17 protein-coding genes and 1 pseudogene are annotated in these 23100 nt (G+C 33.0%); 10 read left to right on the top strand and 8 right to left on the bottom strand.

The features are described 5' to 3' along the window. Positions 1–47 precede the first annotated feature (47 nt). Positions 48–5549, bottom strand: a complete 5502-nt coding sequence (locus AX016_RS05135) for an alpha-2-macroglobulin family protein (protein ID WP_100894591.1) — start codon at positions 5547–5549, stop codon at positions 48–50. 183 nt (positions 5550–5732) lie between these two features. Between AX016_RS05135 and AX016_RS05130 the strand changes: the two genes are divergently transcribed. From AX016_RS05130 to AX016_RS05105, 6 genes are all read left to right on the top strand, one after another. After that, positions 5733–6200: a CAP domain-containing protein gene (locus tag AX016_RS05130; RefSeq protein WP_100894590.1), complete on the top strand. Its 468-nt coding sequence runs from the start codon at positions 5733–5735 to the stop codon at positions 6198–6200. Positions 6201–6406: 206 nt separating this feature from the next. Then, entirely contained in the window at positions 6407–6874 is a 468-nt protein-coding gene (locus AX016_RS05125) for a CAP domain-containing protein (protein ID WP_100894589.1), read from the top strand. Positions 6875–6939: 65 nt separating this feature from the next. Continuing rightward, a complete protein-coding gene (locus AX016_RS05120; protein WP_100894588.1) occupies positions 6940–7482 on the top strand; it encodes a 3-hydroxyanthranilate 3,4-dioxygenase in 543 nt (180 codons plus the stop codon). Between the two features lie 115 nt (positions 7483–7597). Further along, entirely contained in the window at positions 7598–9151 is a 1554-nt protein-coding gene (gene amaB, locus AX016_RS05115) for an L-piperidine-6-carboxylate dehydrogenase (protein ID WP_100896806.1), read from the top strand. A gap of 389 nt (positions 9152–9540) precedes the next feature. Beyond that, positions 9541–10458 (top strand): OmpA family protein, encoded by a 918-nt coding sequence (locus AX016_RS05110; RefSeq protein ID WP_100894587.1) that lies wholly within the window; start codon positions 9541–9543, stop codon positions 10456–10458. 20 nt (positions 10459–10478) lie between these two features. Further along, the gene (locus AX016_RS05105; protein ID WP_100894586.1) at positions 10479–11078 is read left to right on the top strand and encodes a hypothetical protein; all 600 of its coding nucleotides are present in this window, start codon (positions 10479–10481) and stop codon (positions 11076–11078) included. Positions 11079–11151: 73 nt separating this feature from the next. Here AX016_RS05105 and AX016_RS05100 read toward each other — a convergent pair whose 3' ends face one another. The 7 genes and pseudogenes from AX016_RS05100 to AX016_RS05070 all read right to left on the bottom strand — a co-directional run bounded on the left by AX016_RS05100 (position 11152) and on the right by AX016_RS05070 (position 18103). Beyond that, the gene (locus tag AX016_RS05100) at positions 11152–12147 is read right to left on the bottom strand and encodes an acyl-ACP desaturase (protein WP_100894585.1); all 996 of its coding nucleotides are present in this window, start codon (positions 12145–12147) and stop codon (positions 11152–11154) included. Positions 12148–12186: 39 nt separating this feature from the next. Further along, positions 12187–12912 carry a metallophosphoesterase family protein gene (locus tag AX016_RS05095; protein ID WP_100894584.1) on the bottom strand — a complete coding sequence of 242 codons (726 nt, stop codon included), beginning with the start codon at positions 12910–12912 and terminating at the stop codon, positions 12187–12189. Further along, the gene (locus tag AX016_RS05090) at positions 12909–13991 is read right to left on the bottom strand and encodes a DNA helicase PriA (protein ID WP_100894583.1); all 1083 of its coding nucleotides are present in this window, start codon (positions 13989–13991) and stop codon (positions 12909–12911) included. Before AX016_RS05090 ends, AX016_RS05095 begins: the two co-directional genes overlap by 4 nt. 58 nt (positions 13992–14049) lie before the next feature. Then, complete coding sequence (locus AX016_RS05085) at positions 14050–15186, bottom strand: SPFH domain-containing protein (protein WP_100894582.1); 1137 nt, start codon at positions 15184–15186, stop codon at positions 14050–14052. Positions 15187–15291: 105 nt separating this feature from the next. After that, positions 15292–16427 (bottom strand): annotated as a pseudogene (locus tag AX016_RS05080) (ATP-binding protein). A 30-nt stretch (positions 16428–16457) separates the two neighbouring features. After that, positions 16458–17216: an SDR family NAD(P)-dependent oxidoreductase gene (locus AX016_RS05075; protein ID WP_100894581.1), complete on the bottom strand. Its 759-nt coding sequence runs from the start codon at positions 17214–17216 to the stop codon at positions 16458–16460. 11 nt (positions 17217–17227) lie between these two features. Next, a complete protein-coding gene (locus AX016_RS05070; protein ID WP_100894580.1) occupies positions 17228–18103 on the bottom strand; it encodes an aldo/keto reductase in 876 nt (291 codons plus the stop codon). Positions 18104–18474: 371 nt separating this feature from the next. Here AX016_RS05070 and AX016_RS05065 point away from each other — a divergent pair, with 371 nt between their 5' ends. From AX016_RS05065 to AX016_RS05050, 4 genes are all read left to right on the top strand, one after another. After that, complete coding sequence (locus AX016_RS05065; RefSeq protein WP_100894579.1) at positions 18475–19476, top strand: AAA family ATPase; 1002 nt, start codon at positions 18475–18477, stop codon at positions 19474–19476. 80 nt (positions 19477–19556) lie between these two features. Continuing rightward, positions 19557–20423, top strand: a complete 867-nt coding sequence (locus AX016_RS05060) for a DUF58 domain-containing protein (protein WP_100894578.1) — start codon at positions 19557–19559, stop codon at positions 20421–20423. Continuing rightward, entirely contained in the window at positions 20423–22096 is a 1674-nt protein-coding gene (locus tag AX016_RS05055; protein ID WP_100894577.1) for a hypothetical protein, read from the top strand. The genes AX016_RS05060 and AX016_RS05055 overlap by 1 nt, the downstream gene beginning before the upstream one ends. Further along, a complete protein-coding gene (locus AX016_RS05050; RefSeq protein WP_100894576.1) occupies positions 22097–23095 on the top strand; it encodes a vWA domain-containing protein in 999 nt (332 codons plus the stop codon). Positions 23096–23100 lie beyond the last annotated feature (5 nt).

Here is a 23100-nt window from a genome sequence, read left to right as displayed (position 1 = left end):
TACTAATTAGAATCTAAAATTTTAAAAAGGTTGCGTAGAAGTTGTACTTATTTTACAACCTCTACCCAACGTCCTTTTGTGCGTACTAAGTAATCACTATCATACATTGCCTCTGCTTGTATACCAGGCAAATAATAAGTTCCTAAGTAAGACGCATTTAATAAAATTCTAAAGCTTTTAGTTTGATTATCTCTTAAATCAAAATAAAAATTAGCTCTATCATCACGCAAATCTGTATAGGTTACATTGTTTTCTGCAAAGTTTCCAAAATCTGTAAAACGTGTATTTACAATTTCCCAACCACTAGGGAAAATTTCTGTTAGTGCTACGTCTTCAATTTTAGTATTTGTTGTGTTTTTAAGTACAACCTCAGCAACAAAATCTGTTCCTTGTTGTATTTGTGACGCATCAATAACACTTCCATTTCTAGACTTATAAACTACAGTTACATCTAGGTTGTTCTGCACCGTTTTTTCTTGGCCCACAGGTAACTTACCACTATTAACTAAAGTTACATAAAGCGTATTGCCTTCGTTATTTTTAATATCTATTGTATTGCTTCCATTTTTAATAGAAAGCACTCTATTTGCTAACGTTTTGCTTGTGCTAACTTTATCGTCTTTACCATTTACTTTTATAGTAGCCTTTATTCCTTTACCGCCAACTAAATCTGCAAATTTAGCTATTGCAAGTAAGCTATACGCTGTACTCTGCGTACTCATATACTTATCACTATTTAAAGCTTCTGCAACCTCTTTAGCCAACTGCTGAGATGTTTGCTTGTTTTGCATAACAACCATAGTTTCTAAAGCCATAGCTTTGTTACGCTCGGTAGAACCATACGTATCATAATTATGCTTGCCATTACTAAAATCTAATGTTGCACTGTTCATTAATTTTACAGCTACTGCTTTCTGACCAATAAGTGCGTACGCTGCTGCTAGTCTTAATTTAGATTGGTTAGACAAGTCTTTTGTTTCTTGTAACCTGTTCATAGACGCAACATCTGCACTACCAGCTAAAGCTAGTGTATACAAACGGTATGCTTGTGGCAACAATGTATATCTACCACTACTTCTGTACTGTTTAGCTACGTTTTTCTGATATGTAATCCATTTAGATTTAAAACCTATTGGTAATACAAAACCTCTTTTTTCTGCCTCTAACATAAAGTGACCAGCGTAAGTTGTTCCCCAATCATTAGCTCTAGACTGACCCGGCCAATATGACAAGCCTCCGTTAGACGTTTGAAAACCTGCTAAACGGTTTATAGCCATTTCTACATTTTTCTGTACTTGTTGTTTTTTAGCTTTAGGCATATCAAAAATATCTGCTAAAAATAACTGAGGGAAAGCACCAGATGTAGTTTGCTCTACGCAACCGTGTGGGTAACGAATTAAGTATTGCATTCTACCATTAAAATTCATTGGTGGCAATGTAGATAGTTCTATTGACGCTGTATTTGTACCAGCAACACCAAATGTCTCTAAATTAATAGTTTTTCTACTGTTAGGGTCTATTATATAGTTTGATGCGTCTGCCGTAACAGGATTAGGATTTACAACATCTATTGGAATCTCAAAAGATGCTTTTTCTCCATTACCCGAAGCCTCTACAACCACCTTACCAATGCCCTTAAAGTCTGATACTTTTAGGACAAAGTATGCCATTTTCTCATCCGGAGTATCAAACCTTAACGATTTGCTATTACCGGCCTCAATAGTAAATGCCTTATTTTCTTTAATTTTTATTTTTACGTTTTTAACCTTTTTCTCCATAGCAAAAACAGTAACTGGTAATATTACAGATTCACCAGGTGTCATTTTACGTGGTAATGATGCTAAAATCATTAATGGTTTACGTACAGGCGTTGTTTTCTCTTGGCTACCGTATGCTTCTTTCTCTGCATCTGCTGCAACAACCATAGTCCTTACGGAGCCTACATATTTAGGTATTTTAATTTTATGCGCTTTAGTTTCTCCTTTTTCTAATTTAAACGGACCTAAATGCACAACCATAGGCTCAAACCTATTTGCTTTTTTATTTTTAGCACCTGCTAATTCATCATCACCACCAATTGCAAATACCTGATTTATTCTACCACCAAAAGCACCAATAACATCATCATAAATATCCCAAGTTTTTACTCCCAATGCTTCATTGGCATAAAAAGTTCCCCAAGGGTTTGGTGTTTTAAACCTAGTTAAATCTAATAAACCTTCATCTACAATAGCAATAGTATACGTCATTGCCTTGCCTTCTTTTTCGCTTACCTCAACATTAATTGTTTCCTCTGGTCTAAGCACATCTGGCATATCAATTTCTGGCTCTAACTTTGTTTCTTTATTTTCTACAGAAATTGGAATTACACCATACATACGTATAGGTAAATCATTTTGTGTAGATGCGTGTGGTTGCAATAATGAAATATGAATAAACACGTTTGGCGTGTACTCTTTGGTCATAGGTATAGTAAATTTAGTTTCTCCTTTTTGAGTTTCTACCCAAAGAGATTCTAACACCTCGCTACCATTTTCTACTGTTACTAACGCTCTACCATTTTCTGAACTAGGAAAAGTAAAGGTTGCTGTTTCGCCAACGTTGTATTTTTCTTTATCTGATGAAAATAATAACATTGTAGCTGCAGACGGATCGTTCTTTTTAGACTTACCTGCCCAACCTGGCCAATCTATATAAACAGCTTTACCTGTTGCGTGCCCGCCATTTTCATCTTCAACTCTTACTAAATATCTACCCCAGTCTGGGTATTTTAATTCAAACTCAAAATTACCTTTTCCTTTAGAGTTTGTACTAATTGTAGTTTCATAAACTTTGTTTCTATAACCACTATTTCCGTAGTGTGTAAGGTTGTCCTCTGAAGTCTCCCACCACCAACGCCATTGTATTTTGTATATGGCTACTTTTAAGTTTTTAGCTGCTTTTGGTTTACCATCTTGGTCTACAGAAACAACCTCAAAATTATGTTTTACATCTGTTAGTAACATCCCCTTAGACTTATCACCTTTTGGTACATTAAGACCAATATATGTTTGGTAAGGAGAATATTCTTTTGTGAAAACATCGGTACTAAAATCTCCCCCGTTTTCATATACCTTAGTTACAAAAGCTGCCTGTAACATTCCTGGAGGGTTACTTTCTAACTGCGGATTTATAGAGAATTTTGCTTTACCTTCTTCATTTATTTTACCATTATAAACAACTTGTTCTTCTGCAGAAAATGCTCTACTTGGGTCATCAAAAATAAACCCTGGGTAATTTTTAAAAGTAGTTGCTTTGGTATTAAACTTAGCTGCAATATCTGTATTTAAATTTTTTGCAACTGCACCGTGCAGCCATTTAACTTCCATTGTTCCGCTTATAGGATTCCCTCCTTTAAGAATACCAGCTCCAAAATCGTTCTTAATTTTTAAACGATTTGGTTTTATAGTTTCAATTTTTATAGTTTTTGTAAACTGAGCTCCACCTACAGACACTCTTGCCAACCAGTCTCCTGTTGGTGCTTCTTCATCTGTTTGTATTGGAAAATTATAAAAGTTATTTACACCAGATGTTTTAATTTCTCTGTGTACTATTTTACCGTAAGGATCTAACAATTCTAATTTTACAGGATGATTAGCAGGTAACTTATTAGCATTATCATTTAAAACAAATGACAAATGCAACATATCTCCTGGACGCCAAACACCACGTTCTCCAAAAATATATCCTTTTATTCCTTTTTGTAATTTTACTCCGTTTACTTTAAATTTACTTACAGATAGTGCATTACCATCATTAAGTTTTACGTATGTTTTTTGACCTTTAAAATCTGCTACTGCAAAAAATGCAAGATGATCTGCATCATAAAAAGAAACTCCTTCTGCATTAGTAGTTACAGAGCCTAACTCTTGTTGTTGGTAATTGTAAAATGTAACTTTTGCTCCAGAAATTGGTTTGGTTGTAATTAAATCTGCTACAGCTACAAAATAATTTTTGTTTAATCCTTTTTTAACGGTAACACCAATATCTGTTGCTAATATATTTACACCTACTTTTTTATTTACGTAGTATGATGTATGACAAGGATTTTCTCTCTCGCTCCAACTATAACTATTGTCGTAATAGCTTTCTGCATTATCCCAATAACTACTTTCTGTTTCCTCATCAAAAGACTCCTCTTTTTCTTCTTCATCAGAAAAATTAGTATCATCACAAGAGTATAAACTATATTGTGGTTTAAATGAAAACTCTACCCTATAAATAGCGCCTTTCTCTGGCGTAATTAAGCTTGTTAAATCTAACGCGTGCGCTTGCCACTTACCATTATTCACGGTAAGCTCATTTATTAACTCTAATTTTTTACCTGCAATTGGTCTTGCAACTCTTCTTAACTGGTTGTTTCCATTTAATTCTGATACTTGTAAAAACTGTAGCACATTGTTCTCATAAATACGAAAAACTTTTACATCTACAGCGCTTAAGTTTACAGCTTCAAAATTTACTTTTAAGTTAGTAGATGTTGGCAAAATAGAACCGTTAGACAATACTCTAACTTGTGGCTTAATCTCTTCAAAAGCAATACGCTCTGTAAACTTCTTTTTTAATTTCTGACCATCATTTCTTTGTATTCCATCAAAAATCTCTAATAAAACAGAACCAGAATGTGATGTAGACGGGTATACATATAAAGTATTACCCTTAATAGAAAACTTAGGATTAGCATCATTCTCTATAACCACTAAACCTTTTAAATTTTGACCTTTTTTTAATGGATCCGAAAAATTGATTCTTACAACAGGACTTCCCGTTTGTCTTACGTCTACGTTTAATACTGAAAAATTATTTTTACCTGGTATTACAATATCAATTTTACCTTCTGTATCTATATCAAAAGATTTTCCGTTGTATGTTAATACTAAATTTTCATCCTCTGCATACCTTCTAATACTATCTAACTTAAACTGAAACTGAGTTCCGCTTTTTGGTTGGTTGTTATATTTAAAAGCTAACTCTTTACCTTTATAAGTGGCTTTAGTTAATTTTTTTACCGTTTCTAAAGATAAATCATCTGCAGACCTAAGTTGTATATCTATATATTGATACTCTTTAGAGTATGCCTGCATTGGACTTAGCGTTACACTAAACTCTTGTTTAATTGTATTTACAGAAAACGCAAATTCTTCAAGATCCTCTGGAACATCTTTAAAAATTTCTTTTATATTTAATTCAAACGTATACTGAGTATCTTGTTTAAAAGTATCTTTAGGAGTAAAAACAATAGTTTTGCTATTTACAGCTTTTAAGGTACCTGCAACATTAGGAGACACTTTTAGTATACCCGAATCTAAATCCTTACCGTTTTCCCAAGCCTCTACAGGTTGAGCTAAAATAATTTGCACAGGTGCTTTTGTAGATATAATACCATCTGTATATCCGGCTACATATTCTACATACTTAGCTGCAGACTCAGCATCTACAACGGTTGCCTTTTTTTTACACCCAAAAAACAGGGCTAGTATTAAAACAAAAAAGATTGACTTGGTTTTCATAAAAAATTAGTTTTGGTAAAAGTACAGATTATAATACGTAGAATACTCCCTGAAAACTGGGTAATATCCTGTTAAAAGCATTTTATTGTAATAGAACGTAATTATTTATCCTTTTGTTGCAACATTTTGCATATCTTAACCATAAATTAAACCAACCAATAAATAACCACTTTTACACTAACCATGTTAAAAAAAATACCTTACTTAGTTTTAATTTTTTCTTTTGCTTTAACAAGTTGTTCTAAAGACAACTTAGATGATGAGCTTAGCACTAAAAGTAGTGCAGAACTAGAAAACGAATTGTTTGCACAAGTAAACAAACACAGAGAATCTATTGGTAAGCAACCATTATTAAAAAGTACCATAGCTAAACAGTATGCAGAAAAGCATTGTATATATATGGCAACTACTAAAGATTTGAGTCACGCTAATTTTGAAGAAAGAGCTAAAGCAATTTCTGAAAAAACTGGCGCAAACTACATTTCAGAAAACATAGCAAATAGTTATAAATCTGCTCAAGAAACCATAACTAGCTGGTTACAAAGTGATGGCCATAAAGCAAACCTAGAAGGTGATTATACACATACTGGCATAAGTGTTATGTATGAACAAGATGGCGATTACTACTACACACAACTTTTTTACAAATAAATATTACTTTAATTAATAGTCCGTTTTTAAGCTTTAAAACAAGTTATTTCTTATTTCTTTTTGCTAAATCTGCATAACTATGTAGTTTATCTAGAAAGAAACATATTACCGATTTTATTTTGTCTTACGTAGTATTTAACACTAATACAGACGTTTATACACTTACATTTGTTATAACCCAAATTTTTAAATGACGATTGATTAGTATGAAAAAGATAAAATTCTCCTTAATTTACCTTGTTATAATTTTATTTTTAAGCTGTACCACAGACAGTGTAGACGAATTATATAAAGAAGTTGCGGTAACAGAAATGGAAGCCGAATTAGTTACATTAATTAACAACCACAGAACTACAATTGGTTTAAAAAAATTACAAACAAGTAACAATGCCTATAGGTATGCCAAAGAGCATAATGTGTATATGATACAAGTTAATGATATAAACTATGATAATTTTATAAAAAGGGCAGAGGGTTTATCTTCTGAAACTAGTGCAACTCTTGTTGCAGAAAATGTAGCAAATAAGTACCATACAGCATCACAAATTTTAGATGCATGGTTAAAAAGTGAAAATCATAAGAATAATATAGAAACCGACTTTAAATATACTGGCATATCTATATTAAGTAATACACAAGGTGAGTACTATGTAACTCAAATGTTATACAAATAAGACGCGGTTAAACTGTTTTCTTTTCTTAAATTTGATAAGCATTTTGCGTAAAAAAGAAAAGAATTATGTCTATAAAAGCACCCTTTAATTTAAACAAATGGATCTCTGAAAATAGAGACTCACTTAAACCACCTGTTGGTAATAAAAATTTATATAAAGATGCAGGCGATTATATAGTTATGATTGTTGCTGGCCCAAATGCCAGAAAAGATTACCATTATAACGAAACCGAAGAGCTTTTTTACCAATTAGAAGGCACAATAGAAGTACACATACAAGAAGACGGAAAAAAGAGAACAATGCAACTTGGACCTGGAGACATGTATTTGCACCCTGCAAAAGTTCCTCATTCACCAGTACGCCACAAAGACTCTATTGGCTTGGTAATAGAACGAAAAAGAAACAACCTTGGTGTAGATGATGGACTTCTATGGTTTTGTGACAATTGCAACCATAAGTTATATGAAGCCTATTTTACATTAAATGATATAGAAAAAGACTTTTTAGGTCATTTTAAAACATTTTATGGATCTAAAGACCACCGTACTTGCAATAATTGTGGTACAGTGATGCCTGTAGACAGTAGGTTTACAGCAGATGAAGATTAGTCATTTTCATTAATAAATAGACAGCACAAACCATTACTTTAATTTTGTTAAACAAAGAGCATTTATTTGTAACTTTGTGAGAAACATAACAATTTTTAATATAAAAGTTATAAAAATGTCAAAAATAGCAGCATCTTTTGGAATAGAAAGCGCCTTGAAAGAATTAGGCCTTAAGGATATTAATGAAGGAACTTCTACTGGTTCTACCAATTTCTCTAGTGGAGATATTATAGAAAGTTACTCCCCTGTAGACGGTAAACTTATTGGTAAAGTAAAAGCTACAACAAAAGAAGATTACAGCAAAGTTATGCAAGCTGCAACATCTGCATTTAAAACATGGAGAACAATGCCAGCTCCACAACGTGGAGAAATTGTACGCCAGTTTGGAGAAAAATTAAGAGAAAAAAAAGAAGCTCTTGGAAAACTTGTTTCTTATGAAATGGGTAAAAGTTACCAAGAAGGTTTAGGAGAAGTACAAGAAATGATAGATATCTGTGATTTTGCAGTTGGACTATCTAGGCAATTACACGGTTTAACTATGCACTCTGAACGTCCTGGACACAGAATGTATGAGCAATACCACCCACTTGGCGTAGTTGGCATTATATCTGCTTTTAATTTTCCTGTTGCTGTTTGGGCTTGGAATACTGCTTTGGCTTGGATTTGCGGAGACGTATGTGTTTGGAAACCTAGCGAAAAAACACCTATGTGCGGTGTTGCTTGTCAAAATATAGCTGCAGAGGTTTTTGCTGCTAATAATTTACCTGAAGGAATTTGCAACCTAATAAATGGCGATTATAATGTTGGTGAAATGATGACAAAAGATACCCGTGTACCTTTAGTTTCTGCTACAGGATCTACAAGAATGGGAAAAATTGTTGCTAAAGAAGTTGCTGGCCGTTTAGGTAAATCTTTACTAGAATTAGGGGGTAACAACGCAATTATTGTTACTCCAGATGCAGATGTAAAAATGACGGTTATTGGCGCTGTATTTGGTGCTGTTGGTACTGCTGGTCAACGTTGTACTTCTACTCGTAGATTAATTATACACGAATCTATGTATGATAAGGTTAAAGATGCAGTTGTTAATGCATACAAACAATTACGTATTGGTAACCCACTTGATGAAAATAACCACGTAGGACCAATTATAGATAAAGATGCAGTAAAAATGTATCAAGATGCTTTAGAAAAAGTAGTTAAAGAAGGAGGTAACATTGTTGTTAAAGGTGGTGTTTTAGAAGGCGAAGGTTACGAAAGCGGTTGCTATGTAAAACCTGCAATTGCAGAAGCCAAAAATTCTTTTGAAATTGTACAACATGAAACCTTTGCTCCAATTTTATATTTACTTAAATATTCTGGTGATGTAGAAAATGCATTAGATATACAAAATGGCGTTGCCCAAGGTTTATCTTCTGCTATTATGACCAACAACTTACGTGAAGCGGAACACTTTTTATCTGTACAAGGATCTGACTGCGGAATTGCAAATGTGAACATAGGAACTTCTGGTGCAGAAATTGGAGGCGCCTTTGGTGGTGAAAAAGAAACAGGTGGTGGTCGTGAGTCTGGCTCTGATGCTTGGAAGGTATATATGAGAAGACAAACTAACACTATTAATTACACAACAGAATTACCGTTAGCACAAGGAATAAAATTTAACTTATAAGGAAGTGTACTACCCCTTGTAAAAAGCCGCTGCATACATTATGTATACAGCGGCTTTATTGTACCTACTAAATAACTTTAGCTAACTAACTAATAATCGTAATAAAAAAAACCCAAATTCAATGCCGCCTTTTGCGGGAGAACAGGGTTTTTTTCCTACTATGATACCATAAAAGTAAAACTATTCTGGTTGTGATTTTCATACAATTATATATTTACCAGTAAAGAATGTATATCTGGTAGGTTTTAGTACATAAACGGTATATGAGCATTACAAAAAGTAAAAAAATCATTAAAAAAAACTTAAGAATGTGTATTTCTTTAACATTTTTAACATTTTACATATTTTTTTTCTAAATTGTAGCGTAAACACAAAAAAACCAGACCATTATGACAAAAAAACTAATGTATCTCCTCGGAATTATTATCACTATTCTGGTAGGAACATACTTTTTTATGAAATGTTGTTCATGTTGCGGATTACCAACCTCAGACACAAATTCTGTAAGCAACACAAATGAAGAAACAAAAACTCCAGTTGAACCAGAAGCCACCTCATATCCCTTCTCTTTAAAAGGTAATGGCTTTGAATTCTCTAACAATGATAATTTTAATTTTAAAACTTCAGAATTTAAGTACCAAGAACCTTTATCAGAAAATGTAAATAAAGGTGTTGCAGCGCTACAACAGTATTTAGATAAAGACGCTACTAATGCTGTAACCATTACAGGTTTTTATACAGATGAAGAAGAAAATAACTCTGCATATCCTAACTTAGGTATTGCAAGAGCAAATGCTGTTAAAAATTATGTAGTTGCAAGCGGCGTATCTTCATCTAAATTAAATATTGCCGGACAATTAATGGATTCTATGGTACCTAAAGACAGTATTTATTACGGCCCGGTTGCTTATGAGCCAATTGTTGCAGAAGATAACACTGCAGAAATGGATGCCCTTTATTTAAAAATTAAGGCAAACCCTCTAGTTCTTCATTTTAAAACAGGAGAAGCTGCTATTAATTTAACAACAGAACAAAGACAAAAAATAGCAGATATATCTACATACTTAGACAAAGTAGAGGACGCTATGTGTACTGTTGTTGGCCATACAGACAATACGGGTGTTAGAGCAAATAATATTAACTTAGGATTAAACAGAGCTGAGTTTGCAAAACAATATTTAATTGGTAATGGTATTTCTTCAGCCAAAATAAACACTTCTTCAAAAGGTCCAGATGAACCTATTGCAACCAACGATACAGAAGAAGGTAAAGCTCAAAATAGAAGAACAGTAGTAACTTTAAAATAAACACATAAACTAAATTAAATATGGAAAACACAAACATCTGGTGCTGGATTATACCTGCTTTAGTAGGCCTAATTTGTGCAATTCTTGGTTACTTATTAGGAAGGGGTAACAAAGAGGTAATAGACAACTCTGAAGACATACAGATTTGGAAAGACAAAAACAGTAAATTAACAACAGATAAAGATAAATTAGCCGCAAACAACTCACAATTACAAGCAGATTTAGATGCTTGTAGAGCTAAGGCCAAAACAGCTGCAAAACCAGTTGTTGTGCCACCAGTAACTGCAATGGCACCAACACCAGCAGAAAATACAGGTATTGCTTTTGATGCTGCTGCAGCCAAGGCAATTTATGGTAAAAAAGTAAAACAAGACGATTTAAAATTAGTAGAAGGAATTGGACCAAAAATAGAAGGTCTTTTTCATACGTTTGATATTAAAACTTGGAAAGCATTGTCTGAGGCATCAGTAGCAAAATGCCAAGAAGTTTTAAACTCCGGTGGAGAACGTTATAGAATACACGACCCATCTTCATGGCCAATGCAAGCTAAAATGTGTTATGAAGGCAAATGGGCCGATTTGCAAAAATGGCAAAGTGAGCACAAGCACGGTAAACTATAACAACAATTACAACCAAGCAAAAAACCCCGATTCTTTATAAAGAATCGGGGTTTTGTTTTATTAAATAACAGTATTAAAGCATACCATTTGCCTGTACCCATTTAAAATGGTACTGATCATCATCAATTTTCATACGGTCTGATATACGCTGTAATCTAGAAGGTAGTTTAGTTAAGTAATCTCTAGCTTTTTCAGCAGAATCATTTAAACCTCTTAAATTTTCAATATCCCAATAACCGTTAAGCTTGCTAAGAATTTCTATATAATCCTGAGCAGTGTACACTCCTAATCTTTGTGCACAGTTACTAAAAGTTTCAAAAGCGGTTCCTATGCTACCACCAGACTCACGTAAAAAATGTGCTGGCATAACAATTTTACGTTTCATCATATCTGCAAAGGCTAAAATCATTCCGTTAGGATCCTGATCCATTATAACTTTTACAAACTCTCTGTATGCCAAGTGGTGGCGCATTTCATCACCAGCAATAATATTACACATTTTACCAAGTAAAACATTTCCTTTTTTCTTAGCCATTTGCCCCACTCTTTTGTGAGATATGTTTGTTGCTAATTCTTGAAAAGAAGTATATACAAAGTTCTTATACGGATCTCTATCTGTACCAATATCAAAACCATCTGCAATTAAATGCTGTGTAGTAATTTCTACTTCTCTCATATTTACCCTTCCAGATAAATACAAATATTTATTAAGTACATCCCCGTGTCTATTTTCTTCGGCTGTCCAGTTTCTAACCCACTTAGACCATCCGTTTTCAGGACCATCATGTTGGTCTACTCCTTCAACATCCATTAACCAAGACTCATAAGTTGGTAATGCCTCTTCTGTAATAGTATCTGCAACTAGAGTAACCCAAAAATCGTATCCCAATTCTTTGGCCTCTTCTCTAATTTGCTCTACTTCGTTAAAAAAGTTATCACTCTGAGAATCTGGTAAAAAATCTGTTGGCTGCCATATTTTTTCAATAGGAACTAAGTAGGAGTCTATAAACCCCTCTACTTTGCTCTCTATGGCTTTCATTACTTCTAATCTTATGTTGTGTGCAGACATATAATACAAGTTGTTTTCAACAAAGGTCGACAATAATTTTTAATTCCTTCCTTTTTCTGTAGGATAAAAAGTTGCTACAGCATCACTCTGCCAAACCTCTTTTGTATCTACATTTAGCATAGACAAAGGTCCCTTAAAAGCTGCTCCAGTGTCTATATTGTATACGTTAGCCGCATTTTGAGGCACTGTTTTTCCAATACGAGTAACCGGTGTATGTCCTATGTAAATTTCATTATACTTTAATAAACGTGGTGGGTATTTGGTGTCATCTTTTTCTAAACTACGGTCAACTGCTAAAGCAAGTTCCCACAAAGTTCTATCCCAATAAAAAGTTTTTGAAAAATACTCGAAATCTACTCCTTTTAAGTTGGTAAAACCCGCATGTAAAAAAAGCCTATTTTCACTATCTAAATAGTAATTTTCTAGATCTTCTAAAAACGTAATATGCTTGTTTTTAGTTTCATTATTTAAACCTGCATAAGAATTCTGAGTAGCCTCACCACCGTGTAATACCCAAGTATCATTATGCTCATCTGTTTTTAACCAATTTAAACAAAGCTCGTCATGGTTACCTCTAATAAACGTACAGTTATGTGTATTTTTAAGTTCAATTAAAAAATTAATTGTTTCTACAGCCTCACTCCAACCATCTACGTAATCTCCTAAAAAAATAAGATGATCCTCTTTGGTTACAGCTGCTTTTTGCAACAGCTGTTGTAATGCTTTTAATCCTGAATGTATATCTCCTATAACTAATGTTCTCATTGAGTAAATAAAATAAATAGTCCAATAATTAATACTATTAAAAGTACTAAAAAGAAAATTTTCCAGAAAGAATACGGTCTTGTTCCGCTAATTTTTCCTGTTTGCCCGTTTACATAAAATCGATACTCTTTACCATCGTAATTGTATGCGCTAATGTAAATAGGTAATAAAATATGTTTAAACGTTTCGTCTTTTAACTTAATATCTGCAGATGAAATTTGTTGTGTATCTCCTCCAATATCTTTTCGTATCCAATTATGAGCAATTTCTTTTGCTTTTGTAAAGGACTGATGGTGACCATCTTTTAATGAAATGGTATATTTTTCTGTAACAAAACCAGCTAAAAATCCAGAATTATATGGTTTTAACTCTTTTAGATTCCAAAAAGCAACTTTAGCGGGTATTTCTCTTTGTTTTTTTTCTGATGCATTAATTAAAATATCATCTACAAAACCATTTACTCTACCAGATGCTGGGTACCATCTTGTTCTACGCTCTTGTCTTGTACTTGTTCCGTTTTTTGTTTTATAGGTTTTTGTAACATAATAATACTCGCCACGCCTACCCACATAATCTGCTGTCATATCTGCATCAAAAGTCCAATGGGGTATATATAAACCACGAATACCCTCTGGATCTAAAGCTGCTTTTTTTAGTTTATCTGGTGCAAACCAAATACCATTAACCCAGTTTTTAAAAATACCTCTAGCCTTATTTGTATCTATCTGAAAAGGTACAACTGCACTTGGCAAAATCCATCCTTCTTTTTCAATATCTTCTATAATTAAAGGCTCACTACAATACACACAATGCAAAGATTTGTAGTTTTCTTCTATATGCTGGTTGGCACCACAATTTTTACAGTGTAACAACTCTATAGTTTCTGTATAAGCATTATCGCCAACAGCCTTTAAATAATGGTCTAGTTCTAACTCTTCAAAACTACTTTTTGCTTGTTCAATAAACTCCTCATACCCGCAGTACCCACAGCTTAATTGCTGTGAGCCAGGTTTGTATTTTAACTCTGCACCACAATTGGCACAAGATTTTTTTTGTTCAGATTGTTTTAATTCTTCCATAAAAATTACCCCTTAAGTAAAGGGTAAAACTTTTTTTAGGTTGATGAAAGTTAGAGCATTACACTGTTGGTAATGGTGGAGGTGTATTACCGCCTAAGAAAACCTTTAGCTCCTCTATCTCTTGCAAAGCTGTCCAATTTGCCATTCCTTGTTTCCATAATAGAGAATCTTTATTAATGGTTCTGTTGGCAAAAAGCTCTTTTAATTTATCAAAAGTAACAGGGCCCATTTGCTGACCGTTAGCAGCATAAAAATACTGCACCTGTGTTGGCATTGGAGGAGGTACTGCAGCTCCTTGCGGTTGTACTGCTGGTTGTTGTTGCATCATTTGCGGATTCATCATTCCGCCCATTTGCTGCGCCATAACAAAGCCCATTCCCATTCCCATACCTGCACCAGCTGTACCACCATCATTTTTGGCAGCAGCTTCTATTGCTTTTGCAGTTTTAAACTGTGTTAATTTGTTTAAATCTAATTTATCTAGCCTACTGTACTCAAAAATTTCCTTTTTAAGTTCTTCTGGCATAGACACATTTTCTATGTAGAATTTTTCTAACAATATACCAATGCGCCCAAACTCTGGTTGCATTACCTCTTGGCACGTTTCAGAAAGTTCTGATGTATTTGCTGCATACAATTCTATAGGCAAATTAGCTTCACCAACAGTATCTGTAAAACGTGTAACTATTAAACTTTTTAAATGCTCGTTAACTTCATAGTTTGTAAAGTTGCCATCTGTACCAACAACATCTACTACAAATTTACCAGCATCTTGTATTCTAAAACTATATGTACCAAAAGCTCTAATTTCTGTTAATCCAAAACGAGCATCGCTAAGCATAATTGGGTTTTTAGTTCCCCATTTTTCATCTGTAAATAAGCTAGTGTTTACAAAATAAACTTCTGCTTTAAACGGACTATTAAAACCGTACTTCCAACCTTTTAATGTGGTTAATATTGGTAAATTTTGTGTGTTTAAAGTATATGTTCCTGGTTTAAAAACGTCTGCCAATTGACCTTCGTTTACAAAAACAGCAACTTGCCCTTCTCTAACAATTAATTTTGCGTTGTTTTTTATCTCGTTTTGGTAACGCTCAAAACGATGCACAATAGTATCGTCAGTATTATCTAACCATTCTATTATATCTATAAATTCGTGACTTAATTTCTTTTTAATTTCATCAAATATTCCCATTATGGTAGTGTTTTATTTTTACTGAAAAAAGATAGTGTTTTTAAGACTATCATCAAACTAAAAAACTTTAAAAGCTATTAAATTTTAGCTACAACTATCTATTATTTAATTATACTTTACTTTTCTTAATATTCTAAATGCCTCTTTTAAGGATTGATACACTTCTTTATTATACTTTTTAAGTAGTGGTTTTACTTTTTCCATTTGAGTAAAAGCCTCAGGAAAATTATTTAAAAAACAGATTAAATAAACATCTGGCAAATGTTTTAAATCTTTCTCTTCTGAACTAGTTAGTTTTTGCTTTTTATGTAACTTATCTACAATAGCATTGGTTGCGTTAAATATATGATGTAGTGCTTTTTTATTGTACTGTGGTGGTTCAAAAATTAAATTACTTTGAATAAAGTATTTACCGTTGTCATTAAAATTTAGAATTACTTTTTCAAACGGATAATATTTTTGTTCCTTACCTAAACCTAATTGCACATATTCTGTAGTAGTAAAAGAATCGTCATTGTAGGCTATTGTTATTTCATCTAAGTTAGAATAAAATAGCTTTACCTGCTCGTTAATTAACTCTATATCTACCCTAGAATAGTATGTTTTATCTTTTATTTTTTTTTGATTTCCCGCCCAACAAACTACAAATTGCTCTTTAAAACTTTATAGTTGCTTGTTAAGTTTTTGTGCCTATTATTTATAAAATCTATAACACCAGCTAAGGTTAATTCTATATTGTTTTTAGCATGCTTTTCTATGGTTGCAACAGCATCAGAATTAAGGTCTTTTAACTCTACACCATAGGCTTTGGGCAAGCTAATACTGCCTTCTCTAAAAAAGACAGAGCCGCCGTAGTATTTCCAAATATTTTTTCGCAATGCACATACCTTTCCGTTAGACTTTATAGTAACTAGACCAACAACTTTACCTTCTGGAAGTTGCGGAAACGGTATGTTTTCATAAGATATTAAAGGAGGATTATCTAGGTACGCATTTACTAAATTTTGTATTTTACTATCATCAAAAAAATCTACACCAACTATTGTGTTATCTTCATCTTCTACGCCAATTACAATAAATGAATTGTTGTGAGGATTACTATTTGCTAAAGCGCATACGTGCTTTAAAAATTTTGCTTTGCCTTCTTTTTGTCCAATATCTATAAAGCGCTTTTTGTCATAAAAACTATTCTCGTCATTATGAGCCAAAAGGTTTTTAACTAAAAGTCGCTTATTAATCATTTTAAAAAATGTTGGTTACAAAATAGAAAATCAGTTTTTATTTACAATTGTACTACTTGCCTGTGCTGTACTCATAACTACTAAATCTGCAATATTTACATGGTATGGCCTTGTAACCACAAAGTGTATAATATCTGCAATATCTTCTGGTTGCAAAGGAGTAAAACCTTTATAAACCTTATCTGCCTTTTCTGTATTTCCTTTAAATCTAACCTCACTAAACTCGGTCTCTACCATTCCTGGGTTTACAGCACCAACTCTTATATTAAACGGATTTAAATCTATACGCATACCTTGGTTTATAGCATCTACTGCGTGTTTGCTTGCACAATACACGTTACCATTTGGATACACCTCTTTACCCGCCGTAGAGCCAATATTTATAATATGTCCGGCTTTTTTTGCCGTCATTTTAGGAATTACAGCCTTAGAAACATACAATAAGCCTTTTACGTTAATATCTAACATTGCATCCCAATCTTCTAAATTACCATCTTGCAATGGCTCTAAGCCATGCGCATTACCAGCATTATTAATAAGAATATCAATATCTTTAAAATTGTTTGGCAAGCTCTCTATTTGTTCTAAAACAGTAGTTTTATTACGTACATCAAAATTTAATGTATGCACAGCGACCTCTTTCTCTAACTCCATTTTAAGAGCATCTAAACGCTCTTCCCTACGACCACAAAGCACAACGTCTATATTATTTTTAGCAAATATTTTAGCTGTTGCCATACCAATACCACTTGTAGCACCAGTTATTAATGCAATTTTATTTTTACTCATTTTTATCTTTTTTAAGGTACAGGATGTCCTTGACTGGCTTTTAATAATACAAACCAATCTTCTAATTCTAAATTAATATCTAAAGCATTAACCGCTGCAATTACACGTTCTGGTGTTGCAGTGCCAATTACAGGATATACTTTAGCAGGGTGTTTTAAAACCCAAGCCAAAAGTAGCTGATCTTCAGTTGCATTATATTTTTTAGTTAATAAACCTAAAGCTTCTTTTATGCGAGATGTTTTATCATTTTTTTCTTTAAAGTAAGACCCCAAAGAACTCCAAGCCATTACCATTCTTTTATTAGTAATACAATCATCTAAAGTACCATCATACATAACACTATGTTGTGTTAATGAAAACTCTACTTGATTACCAACAACAGGAACCGCAGTCTCTATCATCTGTATTTGAGAAGGTGAAAAGTTAGACACTCCAAAATCTATTATTTTACCTTCTTTTTTTAATTGATAAATAGCTTCAGAAATCTCTAGAGGATGCATTAATGGGCTTGGCCTATGTAGCAATAAAAAATCTAAATAATCTGTTTTTAAATTCTTTAGAGACTGATGCACAGATTCTATAATGTAATCTTTGTTGTATTGGTAATGGCCTATAGTATTTTCTCTTGCATCACAAACATGTTGTATACCACATTTACTTATAAGCTGTATACTATCTCTAGTAATACTACTATTTACAAAGGCATTACCAAACATAGCCTCATTAGTATAACCGCCATAAATATCTGCATGATCAAAAGTTGTAATGCCTGCATCCAAAGAATGCTGCATTAGTTTTATAATTTCTGACTCAGATAAGTTTTTTCCCCAGTTTCCCCAGGTCATTGTACCAGCTATAATTCTGGAGTAGTTTTGCGTTGTCTTCATAATAGTACGTGAAATTAAAAAATTATGTTCACTCTTAAGATGTTTCAATTTTATTTTATCGCTTCATTTCACCTAATTACAAAAAAAAAGTTTTTCCTCTTTTATTAAAAAAATAAAACCAAACCTTTAAATCATCATTTTATGGTCTACTTTGTAACTTGCTAAAGTAAAATCACCAATACCTTTTTTAAGCCTTCTTGTCTGGTTTTCATAACAGTATGTGAAAATTAAAAATATTTTCCTTAAATAGTTCATAATTATATAAGCACAATACAACTTTTAACCTATTATTAACAGCAGAACAGCAAATAAATTAAGATTTTGCATCTTATTAAATACTTTTATATTTTGCAGAACAATTTTAATGGCTTATGGAAGAAAATACTACAGTAGATATTAGTGCGGTTAACGAGAAAATTGCTCAAGAAAGTGCTTTTATTGATCTACTAATGCTAGAGATGAACAAAGTAATTGTTGGTCAAAAACATATGGTAGAGCGCCTACTAATTGGATTACTAGGACAAGGACATATTTTATTAGAAGGTGTCCCTGGATTAGCTAAAACATTAGCAATTAACACCTTATCTAAAGCGGTTCGCGGTAACTTTAGCAGAATACAGTTTACACCAGATTTATTACCTGCAGATGTTGTAGGTACTATGATTTTTAATATGAAAGAGAATGATTTCTCTATCAAAAAAGGACCAATATTTGCCAACTTTGTATTAGCAGATGAAATTAATAGGGCTCCTGCAAAAGTGCAATCTGCTTTATTAGAAGCTATGCAAGAGAAACAAGTTACTATTGGTGATGAAACTTTTGTTTTAGAAAAGCCTTTTTTAGTAATGGCTACACAAAACCCTGTTGAGCAAGAAGGTACTTACCCATTGCCAGAGGCACAAGTAGACCGTTTTATGCTAAAAACAGTAATTAACTATCCTAAATTAAACGAGGAGCAGTTAATTATGCGTCAAAATTTAAAAGGTTCTTATGACGAGGTTAAACCTGTTGTAACCGTACAGCAAATACTAAATGCACAAAAAGCAGTTAGAGAGGTTTATATGGATGAAAAGATTGAAAAATATATCTTAGACATCATATTTGCAACACGTTACCCAGAAAAATACAACTTAGAAAGCTTAAAGCCACTTATTAGTTTTGGAGCATCTCCGCGTGGTAGTATTAATTTAGCTACTGCTGCAAAATGTTATGCTTTTATTAAACGTAGAGGCTATGTAATACCAGAAGATGTTAGAGCCGTTGTACACGATGTTCTTAGGCATAGAATTGGAATTACTTATGAGGCTGAAGCAGAAAACGTTACTTCTGAAGAAATCATTAATAAGATTGTTAACGAAGTAGAAGTGCCTTAAATCAGTCGTCAGTTATATGTCGTGGTTAGCCGTTTTAAACACAAGCCACTTACTAGTTAATGTACACTGCAAACTGAAGAATGGATACTAAAGAATTACTTAAAAAAGTTCGTAAAATTGAGATAAAGACTAGACGTCTTTCCAACCATATTTTTGGTGGGGAATACCACTCTACGTTTAAAGGGCGTGGTATGACGTTTAGTGAGGTGCGCCAATACCAATTTGGAGATGACGTACGTGCCATAGACTGGAACGTTACTGCACGTTACAACGAGCCATACATTAAAGTTTTTGAAGAAGAAAGAGAACTTACAATGATGCTTATGGTAGATATAAGTGGCTCAGAAAATTTTGGTACAACTAATCAATTTAAAAAAGATATTGTAACAGAAATATCTGCTACACTTGCCTTTTCTGCATTGCAAAATAACGATAAGGTTGGTTTACTTTTGTTTTCTGATGAAGTAGAGCTTTTTATTCCACCTAAAAAAGGAAAAAGTCACGCATTACGTATCATTAGAGAGTTATTAGAGTTTAAACCAAAAAGTACCAAGACAAATTTATCTGAAGCTTTAAAATATTTAAGTAGCGTAATAAAAAAGAGAGCCATTGTTTTTGTGCTATCAGATTTTATTACTGAAGATTATTTACAAACTCTGCGCATTGCCGGAAAAAGACATGATGTTACAGGCATACGTGTTTTTGATGAACGCGAAGAAACCATACCAAATATAGGAATGGTACAAATGCAAGATGCAGAAACAGGCGCTGTAAAACTTATAAATACACAATCTAAAAAAGTAAGACTAGCTTATGGCAAACATTACCAAGATAAGGTAACTTACTTTAAAGAAACATTTACAAAAGCAGGCTGCGGCACATTAAGCTGTAGAGTAGACGAGAGCTATGTAAAAAAATTATTAGGCTATTTTAAGCGAAGAGGATAATGACAATTATTAAAGAAAAAATAACAAATACTAGTAACACATTACTAAAAATAATGTGCGCTTTAGTGTGTCTTTTTTTAGGTTCGTTTACAAGCTACGCACAAAACCAACCTAAAGTAACCGCAGACATAGACACCACTTCTATTAGAATTGGTGAACAAATAAAATATACCATTTTAGTAGATGCAGATTCTACTGCACAGGTTATTTTTCCTGAAGACCAAACCTTTTCTCCTTTAGAAATGGTTGAGGCTTTAGAAATAGACACTACAAAATATAAAGACCGCATTACGCTACAACGTGCTTACGCACTTACTCAGTTTGATTCTGGTGCTTACACCATACCAACACAGCGTATAGAAGTAAACGGAAAAGCATTTTTTACAGATTCTTTAAGTGTAAATGTTGGCACCGTAAAAGTAGATACGTTGGCACAGAAAATGTACGACATTAAACCGCTTATGGTTGTAGAAAAATCTTCTACGTTTCCGTGGTTACTTGTTAGCATAATTATAGCATCATTATTATTAGTTATTGGTTTAATATATTGGTTTATTTTACGTAAGAAACCATTATCCGAAGAAGAAAAAATTGCTCTTTTACCTCCTTATGACCGTGCTATTATAGAACTTAAAAAATTAGAAAACTCAAAATATATCATTCAGGATGAGTATAAAGAATACTACTCTGAGCTAACAACAATTGTACGCTCATATTTAGAGGAAGATGTAAAAATATCTGCTTTAGAAAGTACAACAGACCAACTTATTACCAAACTAGAACTTTTAAAAGATGCTGGGCAATTAAAATTAGATAATGACACAATATCACAATTTAAGCGTGTTTTACAAACTGCAGATTTAGTAAAGTTTGCTAAAAAGAAGCCAGAAACTTCTGTTGCAGAACAAGACCGTGTAGCTATTTCACAAATTGTAGAAAAAACACATGAAGCTTTACCAGAGCCTACAGAGGAAGAACTACTTAAAAATGAAGAGTATTTAGAAGAATTAGCACGCAAAAAAGAAAAGAAAAAATGGATTATTGCCATTGCTACATTTGTTGGCGCTTTATTAATTGCTTTAGGCGTTTTAGTAAAACTATACGGCTTTAAAACTGTTAAAGACACAACTTTTGGGCATCCTGTTAAAGAGTTACTAGAGAGTGACTGGGTGCAGAGCTCTTATGGTTATCCTCCTGTACAAATAGAAACACCAGAGGTTTTAGTACGACAAGAGATTACATTACCACCAGAAGCACAAGCAAGTATTAAAGACCTACAGTTATTTACATATAGTAGCAATAACACATTGTTTTCGGTTAGTGTTTCATCATCAACCTTTGCAAATCCAGAAACTGAACCAAATTTTAATCAGGTTGCAGAAAAAGCTTTAGAACAATTTGAAGCAGCAGGAACAAAAAACATTACAACAAAACAAGAAGAGTTTAATACGTTTTCTAAAGATACCAAAGGCTTAAAAATATATGGCTCTGGTAAATTTAAAATGCCAAACTCTAAAGAGCTAGTTAATGGCGAGTATGCATTAATTTGTTTTGGAGGCAAAGGCTTTCAGCAACAAATACTAGTGTCTTACTTAGCAGATGATGAGTATGCACAAAAAATTGTAGATCGTATTTTTAATTCAATTGAAGTTAAAGAAGATAAAAAAGAATAAATGTTAGAGAATATCACTTTTGCAAACCCTCAGCTTTTTTGGTTGCTATTGTTGCTACCATTGGCTGTGCTATGGTATTTTTTTAAACATAAAGAAGAAACTGCAGCACTAAAAATATCTAGTACACAAGGTTTTACAGATACCAGCATTTTAGCCAAGTTAAAACCAATGCTTTTTATTTTACGCTTATTGGCTTTAGCTGCTATAATTACTGCTTTAGCAAGGCCACAAACTAAAGATGTATCTACCAAAACAAAAACCACAAAAGGTATAGACATTGTTATGGCTATAGATGTATCTTCTAGTATGTTGGCTAAGGATTTAAAACCAGACAGACTAACAGCACTAAAAAAAGTGGCTGCAGATTTTATTAAAAAAAGACCTAATGACCGTATTGGTTTGGTTGCATATGCTGGTGAAAGTTATACAAAAACACCTATTACTAGTGACAAGTCTATTGTACTATCATCTTTGCGCCAAATTACACATGGCCAGCTAGAAGATGGTACTGCCATTGGTATGGGTTTAGCAACGGCTGTTAACCGTTTAAAAGACAGTAAATCTAAAAGTAAAGTAATTATTTTGCTTACAGATGGTGTTAACAACTCTGGTTTTATAGAACCAAAAACTGCAGCAGATTTAGCGGTAGAATATAAAATTAAGACATATACTATTGGTTTAGGTACAAATGGTAACGCATTAACACCAATTGCTTTTAATCCAGACCGTACATATAGGTATGGTATGAGACAGGTAGAAATTGATGAAAAATTACTTGAAGAAATTGCTACCGTTACCGGCGGACAATATTTTAGAGCTACAGACAATGAAAAACTAGCTGCTATTTATGACGAAATAAATAAGCTAGAAAAAACAGACATAGAAGAAATTAAATACACCAATTTTGAAGAAAAGTTTAGACCATTAATTCTGTTAGCTGGTATTTTACTTTTATTAGAATGGGTAATGCGTAACACTTTATTTAGAAGTTTTATCTAAGATTA

The sequence above is a fragment of the Cellulophaga sp. RHA19 genome, assembly GCF_002813425.1.
Classification (GTDB): domain Bacteria; phylum Bacteroidota; class Bacteroidia; order Flavobacteriales; family Flavobacteriaceae; genus Cellulophaga.
Note: the sequence above shows the minus strand (reverse complement) of the source record. Positions and strands in the feature narration are given on the sequence as shown.